The organism is Brevibacillus sp., from assembly GCF_003521185.1.
GTDB classification, from domain to species: Bacteria; Bacillota; Bacilli; order Brevibacillales; family Brevibacillaceae; genus Brevibacillus; species Brevibacillus parabrevis.
Genome location: NZ_DOTK01000026.1, coordinates 25,996 through 51,674, shown reverse-complemented (window position 1 = coordinate 51,674; position 25,679 = coordinate 25,996). Strand labels below are relative to the sequence as shown.

28 protein-coding genes and 3 tRNA genes are annotated in these 25,679 nt (G+C 51.4%); 29 read left to right on the top strand and 2 right to left on the bottom strand.

What is annotated here, in order from left to right; genetic code table 11:
- Positions 1-133: 133 nt before the first annotated feature.
- The 15 genes from DEP07_RS05985 to DEP07_RS05915 all read left to right on the top strand — a co-directional run bounded on the left by DEP07_RS05985 (position 134) and on the right by DEP07_RS05915 (position 12,825).
- The gene (locus DEP07_RS05985; protein WP_420840585.1) at positions 134-1,723 is read left to right on the top strand and encodes an ATP-binding protein; all 1,590 of its coding nucleotides are present in this window, start codon (positions 134-136) and stop codon (positions 1,721-1,723) included.
- Positions 1,720-2,421, top strand: a complete 702-nt coding sequence (locus DEP07_RS05980) for a response regulator (protein ID WP_122965419.1) — start codon at positions 1,720-1,722, stop codon at positions 2,419-2,421. Before DEP07_RS05985 ends, DEP07_RS05980 begins: the two co-directional genes overlap by 4 nt.
- Positions 2,422-2,557: 136 nt before the next feature.
- Positions 2,558-3,595, top strand: coding sequence for a Bug family tripartite tricarboxylate transporter substrate binding protein (locus DEP07_RS05975; protein ID WP_122965420.1), 1,038 nt, complete (start codon positions 2,558-2,560; stop codon positions 3,593-3,595).
- Positions 3,596-3,628: 33 nt separating this feature from the next.
- The gene (locus tag DEP07_RS05970; RefSeq protein WP_122965421.1) at positions 3,629-4,093 is read left to right on the top strand and encodes a tripartite tricarboxylate transporter TctB family protein; all 465 of its coding nucleotides are present in this window, start codon (positions 3,629-3,631) and stop codon (positions 4,091-4,093) included.
- Between the two features lie 13 nt (positions 4,094-4,106).
- Positions 4,107-5,633, top strand: a complete 1,527-nt coding sequence (locus DEP07_RS05965; protein ID WP_122965422.1) for a tripartite tricarboxylate transporter permease — start codon at positions 4,107-4,109, stop codon at positions 5,631-5,633.
- 123 nt (positions 5,634-5,756) lie between these two features.
- The gene (locus tag DEP07_RS05960; RefSeq protein WP_217021225.1) at positions 5,757-6,347 is read left to right on the top strand and encodes a GNAT family N-acetyltransferase; all 591 of its coding nucleotides are present in this window, start codon (positions 5,757-5,759) and stop codon (positions 6,345-6,347) included.
- A gap of 93 nt (positions 6,348-6,440) precedes the next feature.
- On the top strand, positions 6,441-6,857 hold the full coding sequence (locus tag DEP07_RS05955; protein ID WP_242771209.1) for a DUF3054 domain-containing protein: 417 nt from the start codon (positions 6,441-6,443) through the stop codon (positions 6,855-6,857).
- A gap of 55 nt (positions 6,858-6,912) precedes the next feature.
- Positions 6,913-7,044 carry a hypothetical protein gene (locus DEP07_RS05950; protein ID WP_255679059.1) on the top strand — a complete coding sequence of 44 codons (132 nt, stop codon included), beginning with the start codon at positions 6,913-6,915 and terminating at the stop codon, positions 7,042-7,044.
- A gap of 164 nt (positions 7,045-7,208) precedes the next feature.
- Entirely contained in the window at positions 7,209-7,565 is a 357-nt protein-coding gene (locus DEP07_RS05945; RefSeq protein WP_063230933.1) for a hypothetical protein, read from the top strand.
- Positions 7,555-8,184 (top strand): thiamine phosphate synthase, encoded by a 630-nt coding sequence (locus DEP07_RS05940; protein ID WP_122965425.1) that lies wholly within the window; start codon positions 7,555-7,557, stop codon positions 8,182-8,184. Before DEP07_RS05945 ends, DEP07_RS05940 begins: the two co-directional genes overlap by 11 nt.
- Positions 8,181-8,843 (top strand): thiamine phosphate synthase, encoded by a 663-nt coding sequence (gene thiE / locus DEP07_RS05935; protein WP_122965426.1) that lies wholly within the window; start codon positions 8,181-8,183, stop codon positions 8,841-8,843. The genes DEP07_RS05940 and thiE overlap by 4 nt, the downstream gene beginning before the upstream one ends.
- 89 nt (positions 8,844-8,932) lie before the next feature.
- Positions 8,933-9,841 carry a hypothetical protein gene (locus tag DEP07_RS05930; protein ID WP_122965427.1) on the top strand — a complete coding sequence of 303 codons (909 nt, stop codon included), beginning with the start codon at positions 8,933-8,935 and terminating at the stop codon, positions 9,839-9,841.
- Between the two features lie 80 nt (positions 9,842-9,921).
- On the top strand, positions 9,922-10,212 hold the full coding sequence (locus DEP07_RS05925; RefSeq protein ID WP_122965428.1) for an antibiotic biosynthesis monooxygenase family protein: 291 nt from the start codon (positions 9,922-9,924) through the stop codon (positions 10,210-10,212).
- A 492-nt stretch (positions 10,213-10,704) separates the two neighbouring features.
- Positions 10,705-12,066, top strand: a complete 1,362-nt coding sequence (locus tag DEP07_RS05920) for a two-component system sensor histidine kinase NtrB (RefSeq protein WP_229049692.1) — start codon at positions 10,705-10,707, stop codon at positions 12,064-12,066.
- A 258-nt stretch (positions 12,067-12,324) separates the two neighbouring features.
- Positions 12,325-12,825, top strand: coding sequence for a hypothetical protein (locus DEP07_RS05915; protein WP_217365085.1), 501 nt, complete (start codon positions 12,325-12,327; stop codon positions 12,823-12,825).
- Between the two features lie 9 nt (positions 12,826-12,834).
- Here the strand turns inward: DEP07_RS05915 and DEP07_RS05910 are convergent, their stop codons facing one another.
- Positions 12,835-13,512 carry a response regulator gene (locus DEP07_RS05910; RefSeq protein WP_122965431.1) on the bottom strand — a complete coding sequence of 226 codons (678 nt, stop codon included), beginning with the start codon at positions 13,510-13,512 and terminating at the stop codon, positions 12,835-12,837.
- Complete coding sequence (locus DEP07_RS05905; RefSeq protein WP_122965432.1) at positions 13,509-14,711, bottom strand: sensor histidine kinase; 1,203 nt, start codon at positions 14,709-14,711, stop codon at positions 13,509-13,511. Before DEP07_RS05905 ends, DEP07_RS05910 begins: the two co-directional genes overlap by 4 nt.
- A 209-nt stretch (positions 14,712-14,920) precedes the next feature.
- Between DEP07_RS05905 and DEP07_RS05900 the strand changes: the two genes are divergently transcribed.
- The 14 genes from DEP07_RS05900 to DEP07_RS05835 all read left to right on the top strand — a co-directional run bounded on the left by DEP07_RS05900 (position 14,921) and on the right by DEP07_RS05835 (position 25,460).
- Positions 14,921-15,307, top strand: a complete 387-nt coding sequence (locus DEP07_RS05900; protein WP_063230942.1) for a MarR family winged helix-turn-helix transcriptional regulator — start codon at positions 14,921-14,923, stop codon at positions 15,305-15,307.
- 76 nt (positions 15,308-15,383) lie between these two features.
- Positions 15,384-18,518 carry an efflux RND transporter permease subunit gene (locus DEP07_RS05895; protein WP_173596586.1) on the top strand — a complete coding sequence of 1,045 codons (3,135 nt, stop codon included), beginning with the start codon at positions 15,384-15,386 and terminating at the stop codon, positions 18,516-18,518.
- 30 nt (positions 18,519-18,548) lie between these two features.
- A complete protein-coding gene (locus tag DEP07_RS05890) occupies positions 18,549-19,781 on the top strand; it encodes an efflux RND transporter periplasmic adaptor subunit (protein ID WP_122965434.1) in 1,233 nt (410 codons plus the stop codon).
- A gap of 277 nt (positions 19,782-20,058) precedes the next feature.
- A complete protein-coding gene (locus DEP07_RS05885) occupies positions 20,059-20,769 on the top strand; it encodes a cytochrome c biogenesis CcdA family protein (protein ID WP_122965435.1) in 711 nt (236 codons plus the stop codon).
- A gap of 24 nt (positions 20,770-20,793) precedes the next feature.
- The gene (locus tag DEP07_RS05880; RefSeq protein WP_122965436.1) at positions 20,794-21,327 is read left to right on the top strand and encodes a TlpA family protein disulfide reductase; all 534 of its coding nucleotides are present in this window, start codon (positions 20,794-20,796) and stop codon (positions 21,325-21,327) included.
- Between the two features lie 171 nt (positions 21,328-21,498).
- A complete protein-coding gene (locus DEP07_RS05875; RefSeq protein WP_173596587.1) occupies positions 21,499-21,702 on the top strand; it encodes a hypothetical protein in 204 nt (67 codons plus the stop codon).
- Positions 21,703-21,872: 170 nt separating this feature from the next.
- The gene (locus DEP07_RS05870; RefSeq protein ID WP_122965497.1) at positions 21,873-22,043 is read left to right on the top strand and encodes a YycC family protein; all 171 of its coding nucleotides are present in this window, start codon (positions 21,873-21,875) and stop codon (positions 22,041-22,043) included.
- 74 nt (positions 22,044-22,117) lie between these two features.
- On the top strand, positions 22,118-22,684 hold the full coding sequence (locus DEP07_RS05865; protein WP_122965438.1) for a thioredoxin family protein: 567 nt from the start codon (positions 22,118-22,120) through the stop codon (positions 22,682-22,684).
- Between the two features lie 68 nt (positions 22,685-22,752).
- Positions 22,753-23,064 carry a hypothetical protein gene (locus DEP07_RS05860; RefSeq protein ID WP_217021217.1) on the top strand — a complete coding sequence of 104 codons (312 nt, stop codon included), beginning with the start codon at positions 22,753-22,755 and terminating at the stop codon, positions 23,062-23,064.
- 105 nt (positions 23,065-23,169) lie between these two features.
- A tRNA-Tyr gene (locus DEP07_RS05855) sits at positions 23,170-23,254 on the top strand.
- A 49-nt stretch (positions 23,255-23,303) separates the two neighbouring features.
- Positions 23,304-23,385 (top strand) — tRNA-Leu (locus DEP07_RS05850).
- Positions 23,386-23,637: 252 nt separating this feature from the next.
- Entirely contained in the window at positions 23,638-23,940 is a 303-nt protein-coding gene (locus DEP07_RS05845) for a hypothetical protein (protein ID WP_122965440.1), read from the top strand.
- Positions 23,941-24,154: 214 nt separating this feature from the next.
- Positions 24,155-24,228, top strand: a tRNA-Gly gene (locus DEP07_RS05840).
- 593 nt (positions 24,229-24,821) lie between these two features.
- Complete coding sequence (locus DEP07_RS05835) at positions 24,822-25,460, top strand: hypothetical protein (RefSeq protein WP_173596589.1); 639 nt, start codon at positions 24,822-24,824, stop codon at positions 25,458-25,460.
- Positions 25,461-25,679: the final 219 nt, after the last annotated feature.

The following is a 25,679-nucleotide window of genomic DNA, read 5'->3' as shown; positions in this document are numbered from 1 at the left end:
CTAGATACCTCCACATCCCCGTAATTCCCTTTTAACTGTACACGAACGCAGGCGATGAAGCTACCTTTTTATCGGCTTGGAATGGTAAGATGAACCAAGAGGTGAGCGATTTGTGACGACTGCCCGAAAAGCGATGTCTTTGCAAACGAGAATGATTTTGCTCGTGACTGTCGGCATTATTTTGATTATTTCGTCAGTTGGCGCCGTGTTTTCTTCGATGGTCGCTTCCTCGATTGAGGACCAAATCGGGAAGAAGGCGCTGAGCGTAGCGAAGATCGTCGCCAACGATCCCGAGTTGCGCAGAGCTTTTGACACTGCCTCCCCGTCCGCGCTGATTCAGCCGATTGCGGAAAACGTCCGGATGCAGACAGGCGCGGAATTTGTCGTCGTAGGCAACCGGGAAGGCATTCGCTATGCGCATCCGCTCCCGGATCGCATTGGCAAATCGATGGTGGGCGGCGACAATGAGCCGGGACTTGCGCATGGGCAATCGTATATTTCCAAGGCGATTGGCAGCATGGGGCCGTCCTTGCGCGGAAAAGTGCCGATTCGCGACGACGATGGCGCCGTGGTCGGGATTGTGTCTGTCGGCTTTTTGCTGGAGGATATCGAGGAAGCGATTGGCGACTATCAGTTGCAAGTGCTTTTGCTCACGCTCATCGCACTCGTCTGCGGAATTGCTTTTGCGATCTGGCTCAGCCGCTATTTGAAAAGGCTGACGTTAGGGCTGGAGCCGGAGGAGATTGCGGCGCTGTACGTGGAACGCAATGCCGTGCTCGAATCTGTCAGGGAGGGGATCGTGGCGATTGACCGGAACAATCGGATCACGATGATGAACAAGGCGGCGATCCGCATTCTGGATTTGCCGGAGGAAGACATCCACCACAAGCAAATTTGGGACGTGCTGCCGGACAGCCGCATGCCCGATGTATTGAAGACGGGCGAGCAGCAGCTTGACCGCGAAACGATTACCAGCGGCAAGGAAATCATCGTCAACCGTCTCCCGATCAAGCTTGGCGGCAAAGTCGTCGGGGTCGTCAGCAGCTTTCGGCCCAAGTCGGAAATCGACAAGCTGACATCGGAGTTGTCCCAAGTCAGACGCTATGCCGATGTGCTGCGCGCACAGACCCACGAGTTTCACAATTTGCTGTATACGATTTCCGGACTGTTGCAGCTCGGCTCCGTACAGGAGGCCATCGAACTGATCACGAGCGAGACTTCTGCGCAGGAAGAGCTGATCCTCTTTGTCGCCCGGCGAATCCCTGATCCGATGATCGGCGCTCTGTTGCTCGGCATGCACAACCGCGCGAAGGAGCTGAAAATCCAGTTTGTCATCGATCAGGACAGCGAGGTAAAAGAGCTGCCGCCGCATATCAACCGCCAGCAAGTGATCGTGCTGCTCGGCAATCTGATGCAAAACGCGCTCGAAGCCGTCAATGAAGCGGGCGTCCAGCAAAAGCGCGTGGACATTTACTTGGCAGATACGGGGGAAGAGCTGTTGTTTGAAATCGCCGATTCCGGGCCAGGTGTGTCGGATGAGCTGCGCGATGCGATTTTTGCCTACGGCTTTTCCACGAAAGCAGGGGAGGAGCGCGGGCTTGGTCTGGCAAAAGTGCGCGGCATGATCGAAGAGATGGGCGGCTATATTCTCGTGGGAAAAAGTGATTGGGGCGGGGCGCTGTTTACGGTGTCGCTGCCAAAGAGAAAGGAGGAAGGACAGTGAAGCAAAAGCTGGAAGTGCTGATCGTCGAGGACGATTTGCGCATTATCGACATTAACAAAAGATTCGTCAGCAAACTGGATGGCTTTGAAGTCATCGCCACGGCGACCAATGGCAGTGACGCCAAAGAGCTGCTCGCCTGCACGCGGCCTGATCTGGTGCTTTTGGACGTCTATTTGCCTGACATGCTGGGAACCGAGCTGGTCTGGTACATCCGCCAGCACTATCGGGATGCAGATATCATCATGATTACGGCAGCCAAAGAGATGGAGATGGTTCAGGAGGCGCTGCGTGGCGGCGTTTTTGATTACATCGTCAAGCCGCTCGTCTTTGAGCGCTTCCGGGAGCGGCTGGAGAGCTATCGCGCCCATTTGCTGCGGACGCGAGAGGCAAAAGAGGTAGACCAGGACGTCATCGACCAAATCATGACCAGACGTTCCCTCAGCCCCAAAGGGCGGGAGTCAGCCATGCCAAAAGGAATCGACCTTTTGACGCTGGAAAAAGTCATGGAGGCGATCAGGCAAACCGGAGACAAAGGCGTCTCGGCAGAAGAAATCGGCCGCGAAATCGGCACGAGCCGCACGACTGCCAGACGGTATTTGGAGCATTTGGTGCAGGAGAAGCAGGCCAGGGCTGATTTGATCTACGGAAGTGTCGGCAGGCCAGAGCGGAAGTACCGTTTTTTGCCCGAGCAGGCGTGAACAATATGAACAAAAAGTTGCTAATTTTCAAAATATAACTTATGCACGAAAACTATTCCCCCCGAATCCCGCATGATACGTTAATGGCAAGCGTGACAGCGCTTACAAAAACAACGGGCTGAAGGGGGATTTTTGTTTGAAAAAGAAAAGAAGCGTGATCATCACTTTGTCGGCGTTCATCACACTGGCTCTGGCAGCATGTGGCGGTGCAGGAAGCGGCACGTCCACGCAAGGCTCCCAGCCGACACCTGCTGCATCTGCCTATCCGGAAAAAACGATCGTGTTTGTCGCTCCCTCTGGTGCAGGAGGCGGCTGGGACAAAACAGCCCGCTCACTCGGCAAAGTGTTGAACGAGAGCAAGCTGGTGACCGAAGCGATTACGGTCGAGAACAAGCCTGGCGGCGGCGGAACCGTATTTATGGCCGAGTACGTCAGCAAGGACAAAGGCAACGCCTACAAGCTGTTCGTCAGCTCGCCCCCGATCCTCATCAACCACAACAAAAAAGAGGGAAACAGTCCGTTTGGCTTCCAGGATGTGACCCCGCTGGCGCAAATGACGAAAGATTTCGGCGCTCTGGTCGTCCGGGCTGACTCGCCGTACCAGGATATGAAAAGCTTTTTGGAAGAGCTGAAAAAAGACCCTGCGAAAATGACGCTGGCTGGCGGTTCAGCGCCCGGATCGATGGATCATCTCGTAAGCGTCTTGCCCGCTGCCAAGTACGGAGTTGACCCGAAAATCGTCAAATACGTCTCCTACGACGGCGGCGGAGAAGCGATTGCAGCGCTCCTCGGCGGGAATGCGGACATGATTGCGACAGACGCGTCCGGCGTCGGAGAATACGTGAAGGCGGGCAAAGTACGGGTGCTCGGCGTTACTTCAACAGAGCGGATGGGCGGAGAGTTAAAAGACGTTCCCACATTGAAAGAGCAAGGAATCGACGCCGTCTTCACGATTTGGCGAGGGGTGTTCGGCCCGCCAAACATGCCAGCAGATGCCAAGGCGTACTGGGACAGCAAGCTGAAAGAACTGTCAGAGAGTGAAGCGTGGAAAAAGGAGCTGGCTGCAAACGGCTGGGAGAGCGAATACAAGGATGCCGCTGCTTTTGCCACCTTCCTGGAAGAGCAGGATGGGCAAGTAAAAGAGCTGCTGACGTCGCTCGGCATGGCGAAATAAGGCGTTGACTGCTGGGGGGAGAAGGAGGTTGTCATGAATCTGAGATTTGACCGCTACGGCAGTATCGCATTTGCCCTGATCGGCGCTTTTTTTATCACACAGAGCCAGTATATCTCCACGAGCGCATACGGCAGCCAGGTTGGCCCGAATCTGTTCCCGCTCGGCTTGGGCCTACTGCTTGTCGTGCTCAGCCTGCGCCTGTTTTGGGAAACTTTCCAGTCGAAGTACCGTTCTGACTCCAAAGCGGAAGCGGGACTAATGTACAAGCGCTTTTTCACGATACTGGCCGCGACGTTGTTGTACGTGCTGCTTCTGGAAATGATCGGATATGTGATCGCTACGGCTTTGTTCCTTTATGCAACATTTTTGGTCATGGGCAGCAAAAGTCAGCTGAAATCGCTTGTCGTCTCCCTGGCGTTTTCCGTCGGAGTATACGTGGTGTACGTGCAACTGCTGAAAGGGACGCTGCCGGGGCTGCCTGCCTGGTTGAGCGTCTAAGGAGGGACATATAGTGAGCGCTCTGCACTATTTGGCAGATGGATTTCTCATTGCATTCCAATGGCAAAATTTGATTTATGCGTTTATCGGGGTGCTGATCGGGACGGCTGTAGGCGTGCTGCCGGGGATTGGCCCGATGAGCGGCGTGGCTTTGCTGATGCCAGTGACGGCGTCGCTTACGGCGGGCTTGCCCCCCGAGATGGCGGCGGCGAGCGCTCTGATTTTGCTTTCAGGTGTGTACTACGGGGCGATGTACGGAGGATCGACGACATCGATTTTGCTGAACACGCCCGGTGAATCGTCTTCGGTTGTCACGACGCTGGACGGGTATCAGTTGGCAAGGCAGGGGCGAGCCGGGGCGGCCCTGTCGATTGCCGCCATCGGTTCGTTTGTAGCAGGCATCGTTGCGCTGATCGCGCTTGTGTTTTTGGCCGATCCGCTTTCTGATATGGCGTTGCAGTTCGGCCCGGCGGAGTATTTTTCGCTTATGCTGCTCGGACTGTGCGCGGTAAGCGGACTCGGAGGCAAGTCGATGACCAAGGCGCTGATGATGACCGTGCTTGGCCTTTTGCTGGCAACGATCGGGATCGACAACGTGTCGGGAGTGGCGAGGTTTACGTACGATATTCCCGATCTGTACCAAGGGCTGGAGTTTTTGACGATAGCGGTCGGATTGTTCGCGCTCGGAGAAGTGTTCAAAACGATTTTGGAAAGGGATCAATCTGCGCAGGAAATCATCAAAGTCGGGCGGATTCTGCCCAGCAAGCAGGATCTCAAGGAGAGTGCTGCTCCGATTGCTCGCGGCTCCTTGCTCGGATTTTTCATCGGCGTCCTGCCTGGTGCAGGCGCTACGCTGGCCTCGTTTTTTTCCTACATTTTGGAGAAAAAGTGGAGCAAGCACCCGGAGCGCTTCGGAAAAGGCGAGATTGCCGGAGTGGCTGCTCCCGAGTCCGCCAACAACGCCGCGTCAGGCGGAGCGATGATCCCGCTTTTGACATTAGGCATCCCGGGGTCCGGGACAACCGCGATCTTGATGGGCGCTTTGCTCATGTACAATGTGCAGCCAGGGCCGCTTTTGTTCAGCGACCACCCGCAAATCGCCTGGGGTCTGATCGCCAGCATGTTTATCGGAAATTTGATGCTGCTCGTGCTGAACATGCCGCTGGTCAAGATTTTTGCCAAAATCATCGAGACACCACCGCACTTTTTGCTCCCGATGATTATCGCCATCTCGGTGTTCGGGGTGTACGCGGTACAGATCAGCACGTTTGACCTTATCTTGCTCGTCCTGTGCGGTCTGGCTGGATATTTTCTGAACAAAAACGACTTCCCGCTCGCTCCGCTCGTGCTCGGTCTTGTACTCGGCCCGATGATCGAGAACAATATGCGCCGTGCCTTGACGACTTCCAACGGGGATTTCACGATTTTTTACACCAAACCACTCTCCGCGCTCTTTCTTGTATGTGCCCTCGCCTGGCTGGTCGTGCCGCTCGTCATGAAGCGGCGGGGAAAAACCGTTGTGATTAATGAAGAAGCGTAAAGCGCAGGGCCGATTTTCACGGATTCAACCTTGACAGGTATTGCCTCTCCCCTTATCATAGGAAAAATTTAGCGAAGCTGTTCTGTTTGGGCAAGCAAGCAGAACAGCAGAGGAGGGACGATGATGTTGACGATCGAACCCGTTACACTCGAAGGAAAACTCGTAAGACTGGAACCGTTGCGTCCCGAGCATGCGGAGGGAATTTTCGCAGCCGGAGACTTTCCGGAAATCTGGAGCAATATGTCTGTCGAGATTCGAACGCTGGCGGACGCAGAGGCTTTTATCGCGAACGCGTTGAAAATGGAAGAAACCGGAACGGAGCTGCCTTTTGCCATCCGCAATCGCGCCGACGGCACCGTTATTGGCAGCACGAGATTTTTGGCGATTTCGGCAAAAGATCGCGGGCTGGAAATCGGCTTCACCTGGTTGACCCCCAGCGTCTGGAAAACGGGCGTCAACACGGAGTGCAAGTGGCTCTTGCTGCGGCACTGCTTCGAGCAACTGGGATGTATTCGCGTCCAACTGAAAACCGATGCGCGCAATGTCAACTCACAGCGGGCTATTGCGCGCATCGGCGGCATCCGGGAAGGCGTGCTTCGCAATCACATGATCAGACGGGACGGCTTGTTCCGCGACTCGGTGTACTTCAGCATCATCGACAGCGAATGGCCGGGAGTGAAGGAACGGCTGGAATTGTTGCTGTTTGGTGAATAAAAGGGCGTAGCGATTGTAGGCGCAGATTCTCCTGTGTACAATAGGGGTGAACATTGGAGAAAACTCCACATGCGTTTAGAAAAGAGGGTATACATGAGACTCCGCATCTTGCCGACTGGCTTCGTGTTGCTTGTCGGGGATCTTGTCGCCTTTTTGCTGTTTGCTTACTATGGGAAGCTGGCTCATAATCTGCCTGTCACGATTTGGGGAATAGGCGAGACATTGGCGCCATTTTTAATCGGTTGGATCGTCGCCATGTTTGTGTTTCGCACGTATGGGGAGCGGGCCTATTCATCTTGGTGGCGGCAACTGCTCACGATGCTTTTCACGTGGACACTCGCGGCACCGATTGGCCTTTTGATCCGCGCCTGGTGGACGGGCGTGCCGATCACCCTGATTTTTGCTGCCGTCGCGTACTTTGTGACTTTGGCGTTTCTCTTAGGCTGGCGTCTTCCTTTTGCCATCGTCCATCTCCTGTGGAAAAAGACGAGACATCAGACTGTTCACTAATAAACCGTCCCAAATTGGTTACGCTATCCTGTGATGACAGCAGGAGGTGAATCATTTGGGCAAGAACAACAACAGCAAGGACCTGGGCAAAAATCGCGGAAAAACGTTGGATCATAACGATCAAAACACGAACCTGCGCCAATCCCAGCACAACGATCGGAATGAAGGTACTGCCAAAGACCGCTGAGCATTCAGCGGTTTTTTTCATGGGCGCGAAGGCTTTTTTCGGGAAATACAGGCGCCAGCATAATGGCTAGAAACTGACAGAGTCAGCCTGGGCAAATCGTTCGACAAGCAGCAAGATGTGTTATAATAGGTCTTGTTTTTCAAGCGAGTGGAGGGGAAAACCGTATGACGGAACCGATGCATGACGTACAGCCGGTGACCTTGTCGTCACAGGCATTTTTCATTTTGTGTCGACTGTACGACGGATGCTACGACGAACTGAGCAAAAACGAACAGGTTCGCGAGCTGGTAGAGTCGATCGGAGATATGCTTTTGGCCGGAGTGGAGACGCTGGAAAAGCAAGAGATAAAGCCAAAAACGATCACCTTTCCACTGACGGTGCAGCAAGCCTTTTTTTTGAGAAGACTTATCGTGGAGCTGCTCGCTTCGGCACCTGCTGGCAATGACGCAAAGACGACGCAATGGCTTCAGGAATGCTTGACGGCTTTGTCCGGGGGCGGTGCCAAAGCGGATGCGCACTAGAAAACAGCTTCACGTCATCACAAGCGGCAAACAGTCGCTGGAGAGCGTCATGCGAATGGCCGAGGCTGCCTATGCGGGAGGGATGGATTTCCTGCATATTCGCGAAAAGCAGCGGACAGCCAAAGAATGCATGGACTGGGTTCGGGCGCTGGCGAATGTCGTCCCGCTCTCTGCGCTTGTCGTCAATGATCGGGTCGATGTAAGTGCCGCGTCAGGCTGTGCTGGCGCTCATCTGGCTTATCACAGTCTTGCGGTCGGCGATGCCCGGCGAGTTTTGCAACCGGAACAAAAGGTGGGACGCTCTGTCCATTCCTACGAGGAAGCGGAACAGGCGGCGGAAGCAGGGGCAGACTATCTTTTGTATGGACATATTTATCCAAGCGCTTCCAAGCCAAACCTCGCGCCGAGAGGAACGTTCGAGCTGGCGAAAATAACCGCAGCGTGGACGATCCCGGTCATTGGGCTTGGCGGGATTACGCCAGAGCGCACAGGCGAGGTGCTTGCAGCAGGCTGCGCTGGAGTTGCTGTACTATCAGGAATTACCAATGCCACAGATGCGAAGCTGGCTGCTTTGGCCTATCGGGAGGCGTTGGATCGCTGGGAGGGGAATGCGAGATGAGAGACAGGCAAACACTTCGGGACAAAATGGGCGTTTACTTTGTCATCGGCACACAAGATTGCGGCTTTTCGCGCGAGAAAACGGTGGAGATCGTTCGCGAGGCGCTTGCGGGCGGAGTGGGCACGTTGCAGCTTCGTGACAAAGGCAGCAAGCTGACTTCCGAAGAACGCTGCGAACTCGGACGGCAGCTCCAGGAGCTGTGCCGCGAGCATCAGACGTTGTTCTTCGTCAACGACGATGTAGACTTGGCCGTTCGCTTGCAAGCAGACGGTATCCACGTCGGACAGGATGACATGCACTTGGCCGAGGTGAGAGCCATGGTCGGCGAAGCGATGTACATCGGGATATCGGCAGGCACGGTAGAGGAAGCGATTGCGGCGAAAAACGGCGGAGCGGACTGCATCGGAGTGGGAGCGATGTTTGCCACTTCTTCGAAGGCAGATGCCGGGGAGCCGATCGGGCCGGCAGGACTGCGGGAAATCCGCGAGGCTGTTGGCGCTGAGCTGCCGATTGTCGGGATCGGGGGCATCACTCTCGAAAACGCGAAGCAAGTATGCCAGGCCGGGGCAGATGGCGTTGCCGTGATCAGTGCGATCAGCAGAGCCGAATCGCCGAAGCAGGCTGCGGAAGACTTGCTGCGGATTGTACGATCGATCTAGCACGGACAAAGAGACGAATACATATGGTAGGGTAACATTACTCATTCAAGAAGGAACCCGATACTGGCGACCAGAAGGAGGTGGAACCGATGAAAAATCGGATTTACCGGATCGGATACGAATGGGTCAGCAAGAGGGAGTTGCTTGAACGACTGTACATGAACGATTGCATCCTGATTGAACATAAACGGCTCCAGCCACCGCCAGACGATCAGGATGCCGATGTGCCGCCGGAAAAAGAAGTCCATGCTGTCCTGATTCGCAGTCAGCGGCGTCCGGGCGAGTGGGTCACGTTTAACGGGCTGTACGAAATTCAAACCCGCGAACCGATTCCGTGGATTGATTCTCCCCTGGAGTATCACCAGTTCGGAACGGAGTTGATCCCGGGCAACATTCGCCGGGAAAAAGCGCCCCAAGCCAGGATTCCAGCCAGAACGAAGCTGCAGATTGCCGCCGTTCGTCAGGATACGGTTTTTGTCACAGTGCCTGGCCATCCTTCCAGACGATACGAAATGTCATTGGCTCACGCGCGCTTTGCCAAAGATTTTCCGACCGAGTTGGAAATGAAGCTGCAAGTGTATGCGTTTCCACCGCGGCACGACATCTTCGTCGACTGGCTATTGAAGGAAGGGCGCAAATCAGGGATCATCTCGCGACCGAATCAGGAGAGAGTGGAAAAGTCCGCTTTTCAAGTATGGGATGACTTGCGCAAGGAGTATGGACTAAGCGTCAGCGCAGCGTTGCTCGCCATCAAGCAGGCGCTGATCGTACTGGATCGGGCAGGTGTGGAGACGGACTTTCCGTACCCGGTTCAGGAGCGATCCGACTTGTCTTTGTTTAGTGAAACCGAACGCGATGCTTTTTACTCATACCAATCCGTGCGCTGCGCCATGGCGGCAGTGGCAGCCCTTTTGACCGTCGATCCAAAAGACCCTTTGCAGGACACATTGCTGATGGACATTATGCTGGAACAACAAATCAATCGCAGGCGTGACTGAAGCGTCTGCGGTTTTTTGGTTTTTGGCAAGGACGTTGTATAATGGAAGGGTAACCCATTTAGAAAAGGACGTGGACAAGCATGTACGTATCGATGAACAGGCTGAAAGTTCCTGCTGACTACCAATCCCACCTCGAACGGGCGTTTGGCGGCGGTGGCGAACGGATGAAAGAGGTTCCCGGTTTCCTTGAATTTCTTTTCCTGGCTCCAACAGAAGGAGATGAGTATATCGTCTTCACCAAATGGACAGACGAGGAATCATTCCAAAACTGGACGCAAAGCGAAGCCTTCAAGCGGGCCCATTCTGGGACAAACCAAAACAGTCCGGTAAAATCGGACTTGCGCAACTACCATGTGAAAGCTAACTCCTAGAATGTAGGCAAAAAGAAGCATTTGTCTTTGCTGGACAAATGCTTTTTTTCGTAATGATTGAACAATAAAGGTTTTTTTACCAAACTCATGCTTGATCGTGATATGATAGAAGGAGATAGGAAAGCGGTTTCATCTGCTGTGAAAATGAGCAACCGCTCATCCAAGCAAACCCGGGTGCCAGGATGGCGGAGCGCATCGCGAGAATCTATCTGTTTTGCGTGACACTTTGCTTTACATCATGTCGGTTTTGTGTCCATAATAGAATCACTATTATACATACTTGAACGATGGCCTCAATGAAGCAAGAAGAAAAGGAGTCAGAGCGTTTTGAAAAATCGAATAAGTAAGTATCTTACTCATTTGGCCCCTGCTGCGGTGGCCAAAACGTTTTCCTTTCTTTCTGATAAACACGACCACTCTGCTTCGCTTCTGGGAGACCGCGCACAAACTGAGGCTTTGCTAGTCCAACTGCTTATTCGTTGGGCGGAAGCCGTGAAATCAAACGATTCTACGGCTTTGGAACAAGAAGTTAACGAAATGGCTTACAAGTGCTTCCTGCACGGATTGAATGTTGCCACCCTGGTACAGTGCATCCGAGTATGCCGGGACAGCATCATGGAGCAGATGAACTATGATGCTGCCACATTCGTTTCGAGCGAAGCCGAGCAGTTTGAGCTTTTGCGGGAACAATTCGCTTTTTATCAGGCGATGGATCAGCTGATCGCACAAGTGGTAAGCATCTACAATGAAGAAAAACAACGAGAAAATACCGGAACATCTGTGGAAAAGGCGCAAGGGGAACAGTTTGCCGTCCTTGCCGAGCAAGAACTGGTACAACTGGTTTTGCATTCGAGCGATATCGCTGTCTTGATGATTGACCGCAGTCTGAAAATTATTGAGGCAAACCATGCGCTGTGCCACCTGTTTGGCGTCAAACGCGAGCAAATTATTGGAAAAAACATCGATGAAGCATTTTTGCCGCATGAGAGCGAGCGCTTTGTGCAATGGGTCGTAGAGCGCGGTCAGTCGGGCCATTACATGGCAGAGTACAACTCGAAGTGGACGACAGTCAGCACCAGTCCGATTTTTTACATGGGCGAAATGTGGGGCGCTATCGCTGTGCTTCGCAACATCACGGAGAACAAACGATACGAAGAAGAGCTGAACAAGCGGGAAGCACTGGCGGCGGTCGGGCAATTGGCTGCCGGGATGGCGCACGAGATCCGCAATCCGCTCACTTCGATCAAAGGCTTTATTCAACTGTTGCGCGAGCAAGGAAATTCTGCGCGCAGCGAGTCGTATTTTTCCGTCATCTTGACGGAGATCGAGCGCATTGACGGTTTGCTGAATGACGTGCTGGTTTTGGCCCGGTACAGGGATGACAAAATTGTTTCCGAGCGCTTTCTTGTGCTGGACGAGCTTTATGGGGTCATTCGTTTACTGGAGCCAGAAGCCAATCGCAGAGGCATCAAACTGGAGCTGGATATTACACCCGGTGAATGGTACGTTTTTGGCTATCGTTCCCGGATCAAGCAGGCCATCCTGAATATCATGAAAAACGCGTTTGAAGCTTTGCTGACACAAGGCAGCGTTGTGCGCGTCACCGTGTACGCCTCGATCAGCCAAGTCGTCATCGTCGTGGAGGACAACGGACCAGGTCTTAGCCCTGCTTGTCTGGAAAATTTGTTCGTGCCGTTTTACACGACCAAACAAGAGGGAACGGGGCTCGGCTTGTCCACGACACAGCGAATCATTGCCGATCACGGGGGCGAGATTTTTGCGGAGAACTCGCCGCGATTGAATGGAGCACGTTTTGAAATTCGCCTGCCGCTATCTGTTGCAGCGAGAACATAAGCAGACACGAGCAAAAGACGGATGATTCATCCGTCTTTTTTGCATGCGCGAAAACAGGGCTGGGTCGAAGCGGCCTTTCCTTGCGTCAAAAGACGGAGAGAAATCGCTTTTTTAGTTTTCAAACTGGTCATGTAGTCCTTTGTTTTGAAAAGGTTGCAAGTCTTTCGAATCAATTTTTTGTCGAGTTGTTGTCAAACCGTGTCGTTCAGTGGAATAATTTACAAAAAGACGGAACGGAGTGAACATCAAGTGATCCGCATGCTGCTGAAAAACGAAAAGAGGTGGAGCTACTGGGAAGTATGGTATGACGAAACAGACCGTTTGTATTCGGTACATTACGGTCATGTGGGAGAAATCGGCGACCATTACGCGATTGTGGCTGAACAAATCGAGGGAAAGCCGAAGCACGTCCTGAAAGTCTGGGCGGAAGAAATGAAGGAGAAGGGCTACGTCGAGCTTGCGGAAGAAGACTTGCAAAAGCTGATCGTTTGCTTCCCGCATCTGTCGGAATCAGATGTGGAGATGCGCTATTTCATTGAACAGTTGCTGGATGAATGTCTCGGCAAAACCGGAAATGGGCATTGCGATGGAGGAGATGACAGCGAAGGCAAGCTTGCTGTTTGCTGCCGCGTGATCGATCTGGAAAAAGCCGTGGTTGCCGTCCAAGAGGCCATGGCTATCGCTCGTTTGGAAGAGGGGATGTCGCTGTGGACTTTGCAGGACGACGGCACTCGCATCGCCCTGCATGTCCCTGTCTGAAAATTTCCGTTATTTTACAATTTTGAGCCGCAGAGCCTTGGCGACTGCCTGTGTTCGATCTTCCACACCCATTTTTTGTAAAATGCGGTGGACGTGTGTTTTTACTGTGCCTTCCGATATAAACAAGTTTTGGGCGATCTGGTCATTGCGATACCCGTAGGCGATTTGCTGGAGGACATCAAGCTCGCGGTCTGTCAACTCGTCGAGCAAAGCCGAGGGGGCAACGGTCACGTCCGCGACGCTTGGCTGAGCCTTCAATGCTTCGGCGAGCGCCTTGGCGGCTGTTACCGTATGGAAGAGAGCTTCCCCCTGGGAGGCTCTGCGGATCAGATCGAGCATCTCCTGCGAATCGGCATCTTTGAGCATATAGCCGACGGCGCCAGCGCGGATTCCTTCCACGACGTAATTGTGATTGTCAAAAGTGGTCAAAATCAACACTTTGACGGCGGGATGCATGCGCATGATCTCCCTGGTTGCTTCGATCCCTGATTTTTTCGGCATCTGGACGTCCATCAGCACGACATCCGGCGTGATTTTCCCCACCAGCTCCACGGCTTCTTCCCCGTCCGAAGCTTCTCCGACTACCTGCATATCCGGCTGCATCTGGATCACGTACCCCAGCCCTTGGCGAATCATAGTTTGATCATCCACGAGGACCACACGAATATTTTTGGTTGAATCGGTCATGTTCGCATGCTCCCTTCTTTTTCCAAATGCTCGATTGGCAATGTGACATCGAGTCTGAATCCATGCGGTTCTTTTGCGAAGTAAGACAGGCTGCCGTTCAACTGTTTAATCCGCTCGGCGATTCCCGTCAGCCCAAATCCAGGCTGGATATGATCCTCGGGCGTAATGTTGCCATCGTCCTGAATCGAGAAAAACAGCGAATTGCCCCGTTGTTCAATCATAACCAAAATTTCCTTCGCGTTGGAGTGGCGCAATGTATTCGTAATTGCTTCCTGTAAAATTCGGTAAAACGTGATCGTCAGCTCCTGGGAGAGCGGAATGTCCAGATCGGCGGAAAGCAGCTCCATTTTGATCCCGGTATGTTTTTGGGCCTGGGACAGCAACGCGCGCAGCGGAGTCAGTCCGAGCGACGTTTTATCCATGGCGAGCGTATGCACGGAGGTGCGGATTTCGTCCAGGCTTTGTTTGGCTACACCGAGCATGTTGCGCACCGCTTCCTGCGCGTGCTCCGGGCCGTCTTGCAGCATGTATTTCAAGGCGTGCAACTGGACGATCAGCGAGGTCAGACTGTGACCCAAAGCGTCGTGAATATCCCGGGCAATCCGCGTTCTTTCTTCCAGAACGGCTACCTGCAAAGAATGTAGAGCGGCTTCTTGCAGCTGGGAGTGGGCTTCCTGCAACTCCGTATGGGCCTTTTGCAGCTCTTCCAGATGGGACTGATTGGTTTTGTACGCTTCGTTTTGAATCCGGTATCCGCGCGCACCGATATAGCAGCCGATGTACGTGAGGATAAACGGAATGATATGCGGGAATTTAAGGATGCCGTCAAAATACAAAAACAACGTGGTGCACGCGCCAAAAAAAGTCGCGTAAGCCAGCGCACGCCGTCCTTCAATGTAAAAGCCGATAAACACCGCAAGCGGTAGCATCAATCCGAAGCTTTCTCCCCCGGCAACAATGCCTTTTAGCAAAGACATGATGCCGAGCATGATCGTCACTAGCTCAAATTGGTACGGCTTCCAGTTCCTTTTTGAAATCCAGAAGACCACAATGTAACAAAAGAATAGTACAATCGTAAGTGAAAACTGTAAGGGAGTCTCGCGCATGAACGAGTCAGGCAACAAGGCAAGCACAATCAAAATGGAGAACCAGATGATCAGCAAACGTTTTTGAACTGCTTTTATACTCAGTTTCAGCAAACAGATGTCCTTCTTTCTCTGGCCGGATGATCATTTACTTTCATTCTAGCATGGGGTGTCGTCTATCTCCAGATAGACGCCGTCCACCTGGAAATCAACCTGCTGATAGACTTCACTACCCATGACGAAAGGTAGAATAAATCTTGCAAATAAAGATTAAGATTGGCTAGGATGAGTATGGGTCATGAGGGATAGTGAGGGAGGCTTTCATGAAAGAACTGATTCAGTTGGCAAAGCTCCTGAGAGAAGCGAGCGCCTTGTTTACTTCAATCTCCAAAAAAGAACTGGACTCAAGCGAGCTGAACTGGCAGCAAGTGCTGATTTTGGAACAGATCAGCAGCGGTGCTAAGACAATGGGGGAGATTTGCAAGGCTGTCGATCTTTCGTACAGTACGACTTCAGGATTGATCAACAGGATGGAGCAGGAAAATCTGGTGCGTCGTTTTCGGGATCAAACCGACCGTCGAATTGTCTGGGTATCGTTGACGGAACGCGTGTCTGAACAACAGGAAATGAAGCTGGAAGATCCTCACGCGATCTCATCTCTTCATGCGCTGCAAGAATTGTTCTCCCAAAAGAAGGAAATAACCGGCTGATTGTCACTTTGGGCAAACGACGATGCCCAAAGGAAACGATTGGCCATGTCAAGTTTTCTAGAAGAGGTGAGTGGATTTGAATCTGTCTGAACTCTCGATTAAACGCCCGGTCACGATGATTATGCTGACCGTGGCCATGCTGATTTTCGGTTTCGTCTCCTTGCCTCGTTTGGCGATCGACCTGATGCCGGAATTGAATTTCCCGGTTGCCGTGGTCGTTACGTCCGTGGATGGGGGCTCGCCTGCCGAGGTAGAAAAACTGGTGACGAAGCCGATAGAAAATGCGCTAGGTACAGTCTCGAACCTGGACAGCATTTCATCTGTTTCCATTGAAGGGGCTTCACAGGTCATTCTCATGTTTAACTGGGGAACAGACCTCGACCAAGCTACTCTCGACATGCGGGAAAAAGTCGACCAGGTGCGAGGAGCCTTGCCAGATTCGGCAAGAGCGCCGCGCGTACTGCGCATCGACCCGAACAGTCAGCCGATCATTCAGTTCGCCGTAACAGGTGAGCAGGATGTCAACAAGCTGAAAAAAGTAGCGGAAGATATGATCCAATCGCGCCTGGAGCGCATTGACGGCGTCGCGGCTGCTTCCATCAGCGGCGGTCAAGATCGCGTCGTGGATGTGATTGTAGATCCAGCCAAGCTCTCTGCGTACGGTTTGTCTCTGGAGCAAATCCAGCAGGCACTGTCAAGCGGCAATCTGTCCGGTTCCGCTGGTTCTGTACGGGAAGGCGACAGCAAAATGAACATCCGTGTTCAGGGTGAATTTGCCAACGTCGAGCAAATTGCGCTGACGCCGATTTCTGTGGGAGGCAGCTCGATTCGTCTGAGCGACGTCGCCCAAGTAAAAGATACGTTGGAAGACATCACGCAACTGAGCTACGTAAATGGCAAGCCGAGCCTTGGCATCTCCATTACGAAGGCTTCTGGCGGCAACACGATCGAGGTTGCCGACGAGGTGAAAGCAGAGCTGGAAAAGATCAAAGCCGATCTTCCGGAACATATGGAAATCATCACGACGCTTGACACTTCGACCTACATTAAAGATTCGATCTACACGACAGCAGAACACGCGCTGCTCGGTGGACTGGTCGGTATCATCCTGCTGTTCTTCTTCTTGGGCAGCCTGCAATCGATGCTGATCGCTGTCATCGTGTTGCCTGTATCGATTGTCGCGACCTTCCTGTTGATGTACATGACAGGACAGACGATCAACCTGATCTCGCTATCCGGTTTGACGCTCGGTCTCGGCTCCTTGATTGACTTTGCGGTCGTTATGCTGGAGAACATTTTCCGCCAGCGTGAACAAGGCAAAGGCATGATGGAAGCGGCGCTCACCGGTTCCAAAGAAGTAGGTACTGCCGTTATGGCGTCTGCCTTGGCGCAAATTTGCGTATTTTTGCCGATTGCCCTGACGGAAGGGATCGCATCCGAGCTGTTTGGCCCGCTGGCATTGACAGTCGTGTACTCGCATATTGCGGCACTCGTCTTCTCGATCCTGTTGGTGCCGATGCTCAGCTCGCGTATTTTGAAAAAAGTACCGAATCATGCGAATCACGAAAACTATCGGGGAATCAACCCGGTTACTTGGTTCAACATCGGCTTTGGCAAAGTGGAAAAAGGCTATCAAAAACTGTTGGCATGGGCATTGGGCCACAGAAAAACCGTTTTGTTCTCCTCGGTTATCATGATGGTCGGCTCGCTGGCTCTGACTCCGCTGATCGGCGCAGAGTTCATCCCGAGCATGGACCAGGGGCAGATTTCCGTATCGATCAAGATGCCAAACGGTACAGTTCTGGCTGAGACGGAAAAAGTCGCGAAGCAAATTGAAGACATCGTAAACAAAGTGCCGGAGAAAGACATTGTGGCAACATCAATCGGCAGCAACGGTTCGCCGATTGCGAGCACACTGTCCTCCAACCAGGCGACGATCACATTGATGCTCGTCGATGTGACTGAGCGGAAACGCTCCTCCAATGAGATTGTCATGGATTTGCAGAATCAGCTGAAAACGATTCCCGGACCGGAAATCAAGGTCAGCGCTGCACAAGGCATGTCCACAGGCTCGCCGATCCAGTTGACTGTTCGCGGTGACGATTTGGCTGTCTTGAAAGACATCAGCTCGATCGTCAAAGGCGAAGTGGAGAAAGTGCCTGGCACAAGCAACGTGACCACCAGTCTGGAAGCGTCCCGTCAAGAATTTGAAGTGAAAGTGGACGCTGAAAAAGCGAGCTTGTACGGACTGACAACTGGACAGATTCTCTCCAGTGTCCGCACAGCCTTCCAAGGTCAAACGGTCACCAAATACCGTACAGGCGACAATGAGATTGACATTAACCTGAAGCTGCCGGAAAATTATCAGGAAGATATCAACTACTTGAACAACTTGCGGATTGCTGCGCCAGGTGGAGCGCAAATCGCTTTGACATCGGTTGCGTCGATTAGCAAGGTAGACGTACCGTTGACGATTAACCGCTCGAATTTGACGCGTGAAGTGCAAATTACGAGTGATCTGGCAGGGCGCGACCTGAACTCTGTTACACAAGAAATTACGGCGAAAATGAACAAGCTGAACCTCCCGGATGGCTACAAACTGGAGTTTGGCGGACAAAGCGAGGACATGGCTGAATCGTTCGGCAGTCTCGCACTGGCTATTCTGCTCTCCGTAGTGCTTCTGTACATGGTTATGGCTGCCCAGTTCGAATCGTTCTACAGTCCGTTTATCATCATGTTCTCGGTTCCGCCGACAGTGACAGGCGTTCTGCTTGGACTGCTGGTGACAGGAACGACGATCAGCGTATCCGTGTTGATCGGTTACATTCTCCTGATCGGTCTGGTCGTGAACAACGCGATCGTGTTGATCGACTACATCAACCAGTTGCGGGCAAAAGGCTGGGAGCTGCGCGAAGCGATTCTGCATGCCGGACCAATCCGTCTGCGTCCGATTTTGATGACGACACTGACGACGATTCTCGCGATTGGACCGCTGGCGTTCTCGGGCGGTTCGGGTACAGAGACACAAGCTCCGATGGCCGTCACGGTTATTTTTGGTCTGAGTTTTGCCACCTTGATTACACTGGTTCTGGTGCCGGTCGTGACTGCGTGGTTTGACGATATGGGCAAAAAGCGTCGGGAAAGACGCGAGAAACGCAAAGCAAAGAAACTGTTGAAACAAAAGAAAACCGTTCCCGCTTTGGAATCGTAAGAAGCGTTTGTGGGATGAGGAGGGACATTCATGAAACTTAGCATAAAACCCGTCATTTTGGCCGTATTGGCGATCAGCCTCGTGGCAGGTTGTTCCAGCCCGCAAGCGGAACCAGCACAGCAAGAAACGGCGGAAGCGGCGGCAACACCTGTGCAGATTGAAACGGTGACGACAGGTTCTGTGACAACCGAGTCAGGTCTGACGGCCAAACTGGCACCGAGCGAAGAGGTGCAAATCTCCCCGAAAATGGGCGGGAAAATTACTTCTTTGCCTGTCAAACTCGGTCAGTATGTGACCAAAGGCCAAGTGTTGTTCAAACTGGATGAAAAAGAACTGCTCAACAGCGTCAAGCAGGCGGAAGCTGCCTACCAGCTGGCGCAGGCAAGCTTGAATCAGGCTGGAAGCAGTTCCGATCAAGGCTTGGTGCAGGCGAAAAACGGACTGAAGCAGGCGGAAGTTGCTTTGGCCGATGCCAAGGTGAACCAGCAGCGGATGAATCAGCTTTTCACGCAAGGTGCGATCTCAGCGCAGCAAATGGAACAAGCGAACATTCAGTTAACCAACGCGCAGATGGCCTATGACAACGCCCAGCAAAGTGTGCAGGTTGCCCAGCAAAAGTCCGGTGTGCAAGTATCCGCAGCATCTGCCAAACAGTCTGCTGTCAGCTTGCAAAACGCTCGCGAGCAACTGGCTAATGCGACTGTGACTTCTCCCATCAACGGATTTGTCTCCAGCGTAAGCGGAGCAGTCGGACAAATGACAGGCCAACAGCCAGTCGTCGTCGTGGTCAATACGAATCCGCTGTTGGTGAAAGCCAACCTGTCCGAAGCAGACATCACCAAAGTCAAAGTCGGGACAGTCGTAAAAGTAAACGTACAATCGACAGGCAAGACGCTTGATGCCAAAGTAACGGCGGTCAGCCCTGTGATGGATTCCGCACTCAAGGCGTATCCAGTGGAAATCAGCATCCCGAATCCTGCCAACGAGCTGAAATCGGACATGGTCGTCAATGTGACGTTCCCGTCCGAGGGAGCGAGCGAAGCGAAAGCGCTCGTCATTTCCCGCAAAGCAGTGTTTGATCGCGACGGCAAACAGTTCGTGTTCAAACTGGAGGGCGACATTGCGAAGCAGGTGGAGGTTGTCACCGGCAAATCTTCCAGCGACAAGATCGAAGTAACAAGTGGTCTGGCTGAAGGCGACAAGCTTGTCGTAACGGGAATCACTTTGCTTCAGGACGGCGGCAAGGTAAGCGTTCAGGAGTAAAGGCGGCTGTACAGCCAGCGCTTGTGCTTGTAATTCGAGTAAGGGAAGCGCGAGTGATTAACAAAAGAACGAAAAGAGGCGGATGGAAATCCGTCTCTTTTTTTTGCATGGAACTACGAGGAGGAGCCGTCTGGGAAAGAAATTAGATTACATAACATATATTACGTAACCTTAAATGTCACGGATTTAAGGCAAAGTGTCGCTTCCACTTTTGAAGGGGGGAAAGATTCGCTACAATAAAGAATATAGTGGATGAAACAACCTTTCGGAGGTACATATGACTGGGAATCTTACGGTGTTTTTGGCGTTTGCAGCGGGTTTTCTCTCGTTTATTTCGCCGTGCTGTCTGCCGCTTTATCCGTCCTTTTTGTCCTACATAACAGGGGTTACCGTGGATGAAGTGAAGAAGGGAAGAGCGGTTTTTCAAAAGCAGGCGTTATTACATACGCTTTTTTTCATTATTGGTTTTTCGATCATTTTTATTGCCTTGGGACTTTCGACCTCTTGGATCGGCAGCCTGTTCGTCAATCAAAAGGATCTCATCCGGCAGCTTGGCGGCATTTTGTTGGTCGTTATCGGGCTGATCATGCTGCAAGTGTTTAAAATGGACTGGATGATGCGCTCTTTCAAGGTCGATTTAAAATCAAGACCTTTGGGGTATACTGGGTCCATACTGGTGGGAATGACCTATGCTGCTGGATGGACGCCTTGTGTGGGACCAATCCTCTCCGGCATTATCGTGCTTGGGGTAACCGATCCGTCCCGGGCGTTGACGTACACATTGGCCTATACACTCGGCTTTGCCATTCCGTTTTTCGTTATGACATTCTTCATCAGTAAAGTGAAGGCGATCGTCAAATATTCGGATCAATTCATGAAAGTCGGCGGGGGCGTCATGATTTTGTTCGGCGTGCTCTTGTACACCGACAAATTGACGGACATTACTCGCGTGCTCATTCAATTGTTCGGAGGCTTTACCGGATTTTAGATCAGGTCATGCAGAGGTGACGAAATGAAAAAGCTGTTGCTGGTTGTGCTGATTGTTGCGGGAGTTGGAGCAGCTGTGTGGGAAAAGCCCCAGGAGTCAGCGCCAGTCGTAGCCAACGTACAAAAACCGGAAGTAGGCTTTATGGCGCCGTCCTTTACTTTGACCGGGCTGGACAACCAGACGTACAAAGTTGAGGGCAAGCGAAGCAAGCCTGTCGTTCTCAACTTTTGGGCATCGTGGTGCGGGCCGTGCCGGATGGAAGCGCCTGACCTGCAAAAAATGTACGAGAAGTACGGCGGGCAGATCGACATGTACGGGGTGAATGTCACGAGCAATGACAGCCCTGAGGCAGCGCAAGCGTTTGTGCAGTCCTACAAGCTGACTTTTCCCATCCCGATGGATGTCAGTGGCTCCGTGTCGAACCGCTATCTCGTCCAGGCATTTCCCACGACCTACCTGATTGACACAGAAGGAATCGTCCGCAAAAAGATTATCGGGATGATCGACGCAGGCACATTGGAGCTGGAACTTCGCCAGCTTTTGAACGGCAAAAAATAAAGAGTGGAAACCGAACCGCGGGCGACAATTTGCCTGCGGTTTTCTTTTGCTGGGCGCGCTTGGGAGTGCCTGCCTATTTTGCACAGGGTCATTCCGTTTTGTATGTTTGCCTAAAGAGCGGGGTTGTTCTCCTTCATAGACTAGAGCACCAGGGCAAAGGGAGGGGAGCGAATGGCCAAGGGCAAAGGCAAGAAAGTAAAGAAGAAAAACAGTCGGCAGCATCCCAATCAGTTGAATCTTAAAATCGTGACGTCCAGTACATGCCTGGCGTGCAAACAGCAATGCGAGCGTGGCTTGGCGTATTTGGAGCGCATGTCCCAGCCTGGTGCGATCGGAAACGGGGTTCCCTGTATTCTTACCAAACCAAAGGCGTAGAGCGAGGCAGAGGCGCCCGACGGTCAGGAGATAATCCCAGCGGATGGAGCGGCGGGGGTATNNCGGGGTTATCTCTTTTTGCTTTTCGGGCGCAAGCCTCTCTCTGGCGGCACAGGACGCCATGTATTATACTGGAGAAAGCGTATTTGGCACAGAAAGGAGCTGTTTTCATGCGTCCCTTGCAAATCTCACCGGACACCGCCGTTAAGCTTGCAGAAGCCCTGAACGTTCCCCTGGAGCGGCTGATGCACATGCCGCAACACATTCTTTTGCAAAAAATGATGGAACTGGCCAAGCAGGAACAGGAAACAAACAAGCAAGAACCTGACCCATCCGAGTAAGGCGAAGAGGACTTTTCGCAACCGCCGTGGAAAAGATACAAGAACAAGTCCATACATATACTGGAGGAGAGCAAATGGCTGCAAATGTCGCACACAAGTTTCGCACAGGGTTGAAACCGCAAGCTTTCATCGAAGGCATGACCAAAAATCAGGATACGTTCCAAAACTGGTCAGAGGCGTTTGCTTGGGCAGATGAACAGGACCAGGCCTTTTTTGCCTCGTTGCAGCATCGGGATGATCTCAGATGTTTGATTTTGGCAGCAGAATGGTGCGGAGATGTGGTCAGAAACTTGCCGGTCGTTCTCCACGCTTTAAAAGAAACAGAGATGCCTGTTGAAATTTTGGTCATGGAAGACCACCTCGACCTGATGGATGAGTTTCTCACGATGGGCGGTCGCGCCATTCCAGTCGTCATTTTCGCAGATACAGGCGGACACGTGCTGGCAAAATGGGGCCCGAGACCTAGCCACGTACAGGCAATCATGACAGCGTTCAAACAGCAAAACCCAGATCGCAACGCCCCTGACTACGAAGAAAACATCAAGGTCGCTCGCGCAGAAATGCTCAAACAGTACGGAGAAGGCACGGGCTACCAGCAAGTCATTGTCAAAGAACTGAGAGAGCTGCTCTCCTCGATTTAACAAACGCGAACAACATACAGGGCGGAGTCGCGGCTCCGCCTATTTTCATGCAGAGAGGCTGAGATTGGATGCATTATTACGGAAACGAAACGATCATGTCCCTGGAGCAAGTTTTGCGTCTGGAGCCTTCCGAAGTGCGGATTTTAGAGTGGGTGCGCACCTATGAATTTTTGGAAAATCGCTTTGGTGTAGATGAGTCTGTGCCTTATTTTTTGGAGATCAAATGCGAGGCAGACCACGTCATGATTCGCAAAAACCGCATCCTGGACTTTCCGGACTACTCCTGTGAGGAGCAACTTTCGTTTGGGGAGGTGGAGCAGGCGCTTGCTGTTTTTCAACAATGGGCACAAGATATTTTAAAGCATGTCGTAAGCCCGTAAGAAAATGAGAAAAACCTATTGACGAAACTTGTGGTCCATGATAGAGTAAATAACGTCGTCTCGGACAAGCGCAAGCGGTAAGGAAGAGGCGCACGTTATTCAGCTGGGGAGATAGTGAAGTGGCTAAACACGGCAGACTGTAAATCTGCTCCCTCCGGGTTCGGCGGTTCGAATCCGTCTCTCCCCACCATTGATTTTCTAGCAGAAATGTGCTAGTATGTAACTACAGTTTTCTACATGCCGGTGTGGCGGAATGGCAGACGCGCGCGACTCAAAATCGTGAGGGAAACCGTGGGGGTTCAAGTCCCTTCACCGGCACCATATCTGAAAGACGACTCTTGGAATGTTTATTCCGAGAGTTTTTTTGTTTGCTTGTGGCGGCGGTCAGAAATTTAAGTGCATAATGCATGGCGCAATAAACGCTCAAGAAATTGCTCCAAAACGTCACTCGTGAAACCACAAGAAACTATAGGAATCCCACATGAACTTCGAAAATTTCGCCAGATTATGGGGATATTTGGTACAATAGTAATCGTTTACTTTTGAGTTGCTGGCAAGGGAAGAGAGGGCTGTATGAATAAGTGGGAGTACATTGTGGGAGCTGTTCTTGGTGTTATCTTTTTAGTCATATCGTATCTGATCGCGAGGTTTGTGTTCGGCTATCTTTCCTGGGCGGCGACGGGATTAGCTTTGGTGCTGCCACTCTATGCGTTTTATGCCTATATGACAAGGGTGGATGATCGCTCGACGGAAATATTGCGGTTTGTGAAAATTTCGTTTTCTGGTTCGCTCGTTTTTCTCGTTTCTTCATGGGCGTGCATCCAATATTTCGCCCCTTTTTTGGTCGCAGACATTGGCGATGTTGTCCTTCCTTAATTTACACTCTGCGGATGGCGGGAGCCTTTCTGGTGGTGTTTTTAATCGCAGGCGCATTGATTTCCAACCGCCCGCATTCGTGAGCGGGGCAGGGGTGGACAAAAGGATGGGGAGGCGGTATACTTATTATTGTTAAATATTTGAAGTGAGTAACTTTTCTCATTGTTGCGCTTGTTGCTGCAGGATGTGTGGCTTGATGTAGAAAAGTGAACTTGCGGGTGTAGTTCAATGGTAGAACTCTAGCTTCCCAAGCTAGTAGCGTGGGTTCGATTCCCATCACCCGCTCCATAGAGGTAATGCGTGAAAATCTTGAGGGATCAAGGTTTTTTCTTTTTGTGTGGGTGAGTTAAGTTCAGAAAAGCGGAGTTGTTGACGGATTGTTGATGAAATGTATTGGTCGTCGCTCATTCACGGGTTGAGTTTGCCCAATTTCAAGGCAGCTTCCTGGCAAAGTTTGTTGTAACGTGCGCATAGATATCTGCGATTGTTTGATATTTCTTATGACCAAGCCATTTTTGGACCTTATAAACATATTAGAGGATAGCCCTTTGTAAATGGTTAATGAATGGGCTAGAGTAAAGGATTCGAGCTAACTCCTGTTTATTCTTACTAAGCGTTTATGATTTTACAAATTTTTATATTTCGTGTCGACATTTTTTTGCATCATTTTCATTTTATTACCATTATTATGATTAAGAGAACGCTGATTTGAGGTGATATTATCAAAAAAATTCTCTTGGTTATACTTCTTGGGCTGTTGGCACTTAGTTTTTTTGATCTTGACGTTAGCATGGGAATAAGTAAAAAGGTTTCTGTAGTTATCACAGTTGCGGTTGTTGCTTGGATGACTTATCTGGACTATAGCGGTGGAGGAAAGACGAGTGAAAAAAAATCAAATAACTAAATCGTTACTAGCAGTTGCATTGACTACAGCTTTTCTATTGAGTGGATACTCTCAGGTAGCGGTACCTAATGTTCATGCAGCAGAACAAATTGATGACCGTGATCTTGATCTACTGCTTGAAATTGCAAAATCGGATTTGGAAGAAAAGACCTTTGTCAAGGACGGCATAGTTGTAAATGGGTACAGCAACTCCAAAGAAGCTGGGGTCAGCCAAGAAGCATTTGAAGAATTCGAAAAGATGATTAGCTTCGCAAATAACGAAATTAAAAAAGGGAATATGATCGTAGGCAAGAATATTTTAGATACAAAAGCAGATATCATAAACACAAATTCTAGTAAAGCTTGCAGTTCTAAGCAGTCAACCAAGAACATACAGCCTATGGCGTTTTATCTCGAATACTACGTAAGTGCAAGTAAAGCCACAAAGATAGGAAAAGCGTTGGCAGCAGGAATCGGAGGTGCAGCACTAGCTTCCTATCTTAAGCTTCCGGCTGCTGTAGCTGCAGTGCTTACTGCATTATACGGAGCAAATGAGTTGTGCAATTGGGATGGCAATGGATATACCCTCTACTATGTAATAACCCCAATTCCTGCCGGCTATTGCATACCAGATTGATTTTCATGTAGTCCGACAAATGAACGAACTCGGAAATTTCGCCGATTATGTATTGTTTCAATCTCTCTTGAAAAGTCTTATCTGCAAGTGTCAGCTCTATAGCGAGCGCCTATGTGCTACCAAGTGATCATTAAAGAATAGTAAATGCCCTCCTTCCATTATAGGAGGGAGGGCTTCTTGATAAAATTGTTTAGTATAAAACATTTTTGGAAAGACGAA

Bases quoted from the DNA above. Each gene is read 5' to 3' on its own strand.
- DEP07_RS05880 (WP_122965436.1), top strand. From the start codon at position 20,794: ATGAAAAAGCTGTTGCTGGTTGTGCTGATTGTTGCGGGAGTTGGAGCA.
- DEP07_RS05940 (WP_122965425.1), top strand. From the start codon at position 7,555: ATGCGCACTAGAAAACAGCTTCACGTCATCACAAGCGGCAAACAGTCG.
- DEP07_RS05925 (WP_122965428.1), top strand. From the start codon at position 9,922: ATGTACGTATCGATGAACAGGCTGAAAGTTCCTGCTGACTACCAATCC.
- DEP07_RS05915 (WP_217365085.1), top strand. From the start codon at position 12,325: ATGCTGCTGAAAAACGAAAAGAGGTGGAGCTACTGGGAAGTATGGTAT.
- DEP07_RS05955 (WP_242771209.1), top strand. From the start codon at position 6,441: ATGAGACTCCGCATCTTGCCGACTGGCTTCGTGTTGCTTGTCGGGGAT.
- DEP07_RS05845 (WP_122965440.1), top strand. From the start codon at position 23,638: ATGAATAAGTGGGAGTACATTGTGGGAGCTGTTCTTGGTGTTATCTTT.
- DEP07_RS05970 (WP_122965421.1), top strand. From the start codon at position 3,629: ATGAATCTGAGATTTGACCGCTACGGCAGTATCGCATTTGCCCTGATC.
- DEP07_RS05910 (WP_122965431.1), bottom strand. From the start codon at position 13,512: ATGACCGATTCAACCAAAAATATTCGTGTGGTCCTCGTGGATGATCAA.
- DEP07_RS05945 (WP_063230933.1), top strand. From the start codon at position 7,209: ATGACGGAACCGATGCATGACGTACAGCCGGTGACCTTGTCGTCACAG.
- DEP07_RS05890 (WP_122965434.1), top strand. From the start codon at position 18,549: ATGAAACTTAGCATAAAACCCGTCATTTTGGCCGTATTGGCGATCAGC.
- DEP07_RS05930 (WP_122965427.1), top strand. From the start codon at position 8,933: ATGAAAAATCGGATTTACCGGATCGGATACGAATGGGTCAGCAAGAGG.
- DEP07_RS05865 (WP_122965438.1), top strand. From the start codon at position 22,118: ATGGCTGCAAATGTCGCACACAAGTTTCGCACAGGGTTGAAACCGCAA.
- DEP07_RS05960 (WP_217021225.1), top strand. From the start codon at position 5,757: ATGTTGACGATCGAACCCGTTACACTCGAAGGAAAACTCGTAAGACTG.
- DEP07_RS05860 (WP_217021217.1), top strand. From the start codon at position 22,753: ATGCATTATTACGGAAACGAAACGATCATGTCCCTGGAGCAAGTTTTG.
- DEP07_RS05900 (WP_063230942.1), top strand. From the start codon at position 14,921: ATGAAAGAACTGATTCAGTTGGCAAAGCTCCTGAGAGAAGCGAGCGCC.
- DEP07_RS05870 (WP_122965497.1), top strand. From the start codon at position 21,873: ATGCGTCCCTTGCAAATCTCACCGGACACCGCCGTTAAGCTTGCAGAA.
- DEP07_RS05875 (WP_173596587.1), top strand. From the start codon at position 21,499: ATGGCCAAGGGCAAAGGCAAGAAAGTAAAGAAGAAAAACAGTCGGCAG.
- thiE (WP_122965426.1), top strand. From the start codon at position 8,181: ATGAGAGACAGGCAAACACTTCGGGACAAAATGGGCGTTTACTTTGTC.
- DEP07_RS05885 (WP_122965435.1), top strand. From the start codon at position 20,059: ATGACTGGGAATCTTACGGTGTTTTTGGCGTTTGCAGCGGGTTTTCTC.
- DEP07_RS05985 (WP_420840585.1), top strand. From the start codon at position 134: ATGTCTTTGCAAACGAGAATGATTTTGCTCGTGACTGTCGGCATTATT.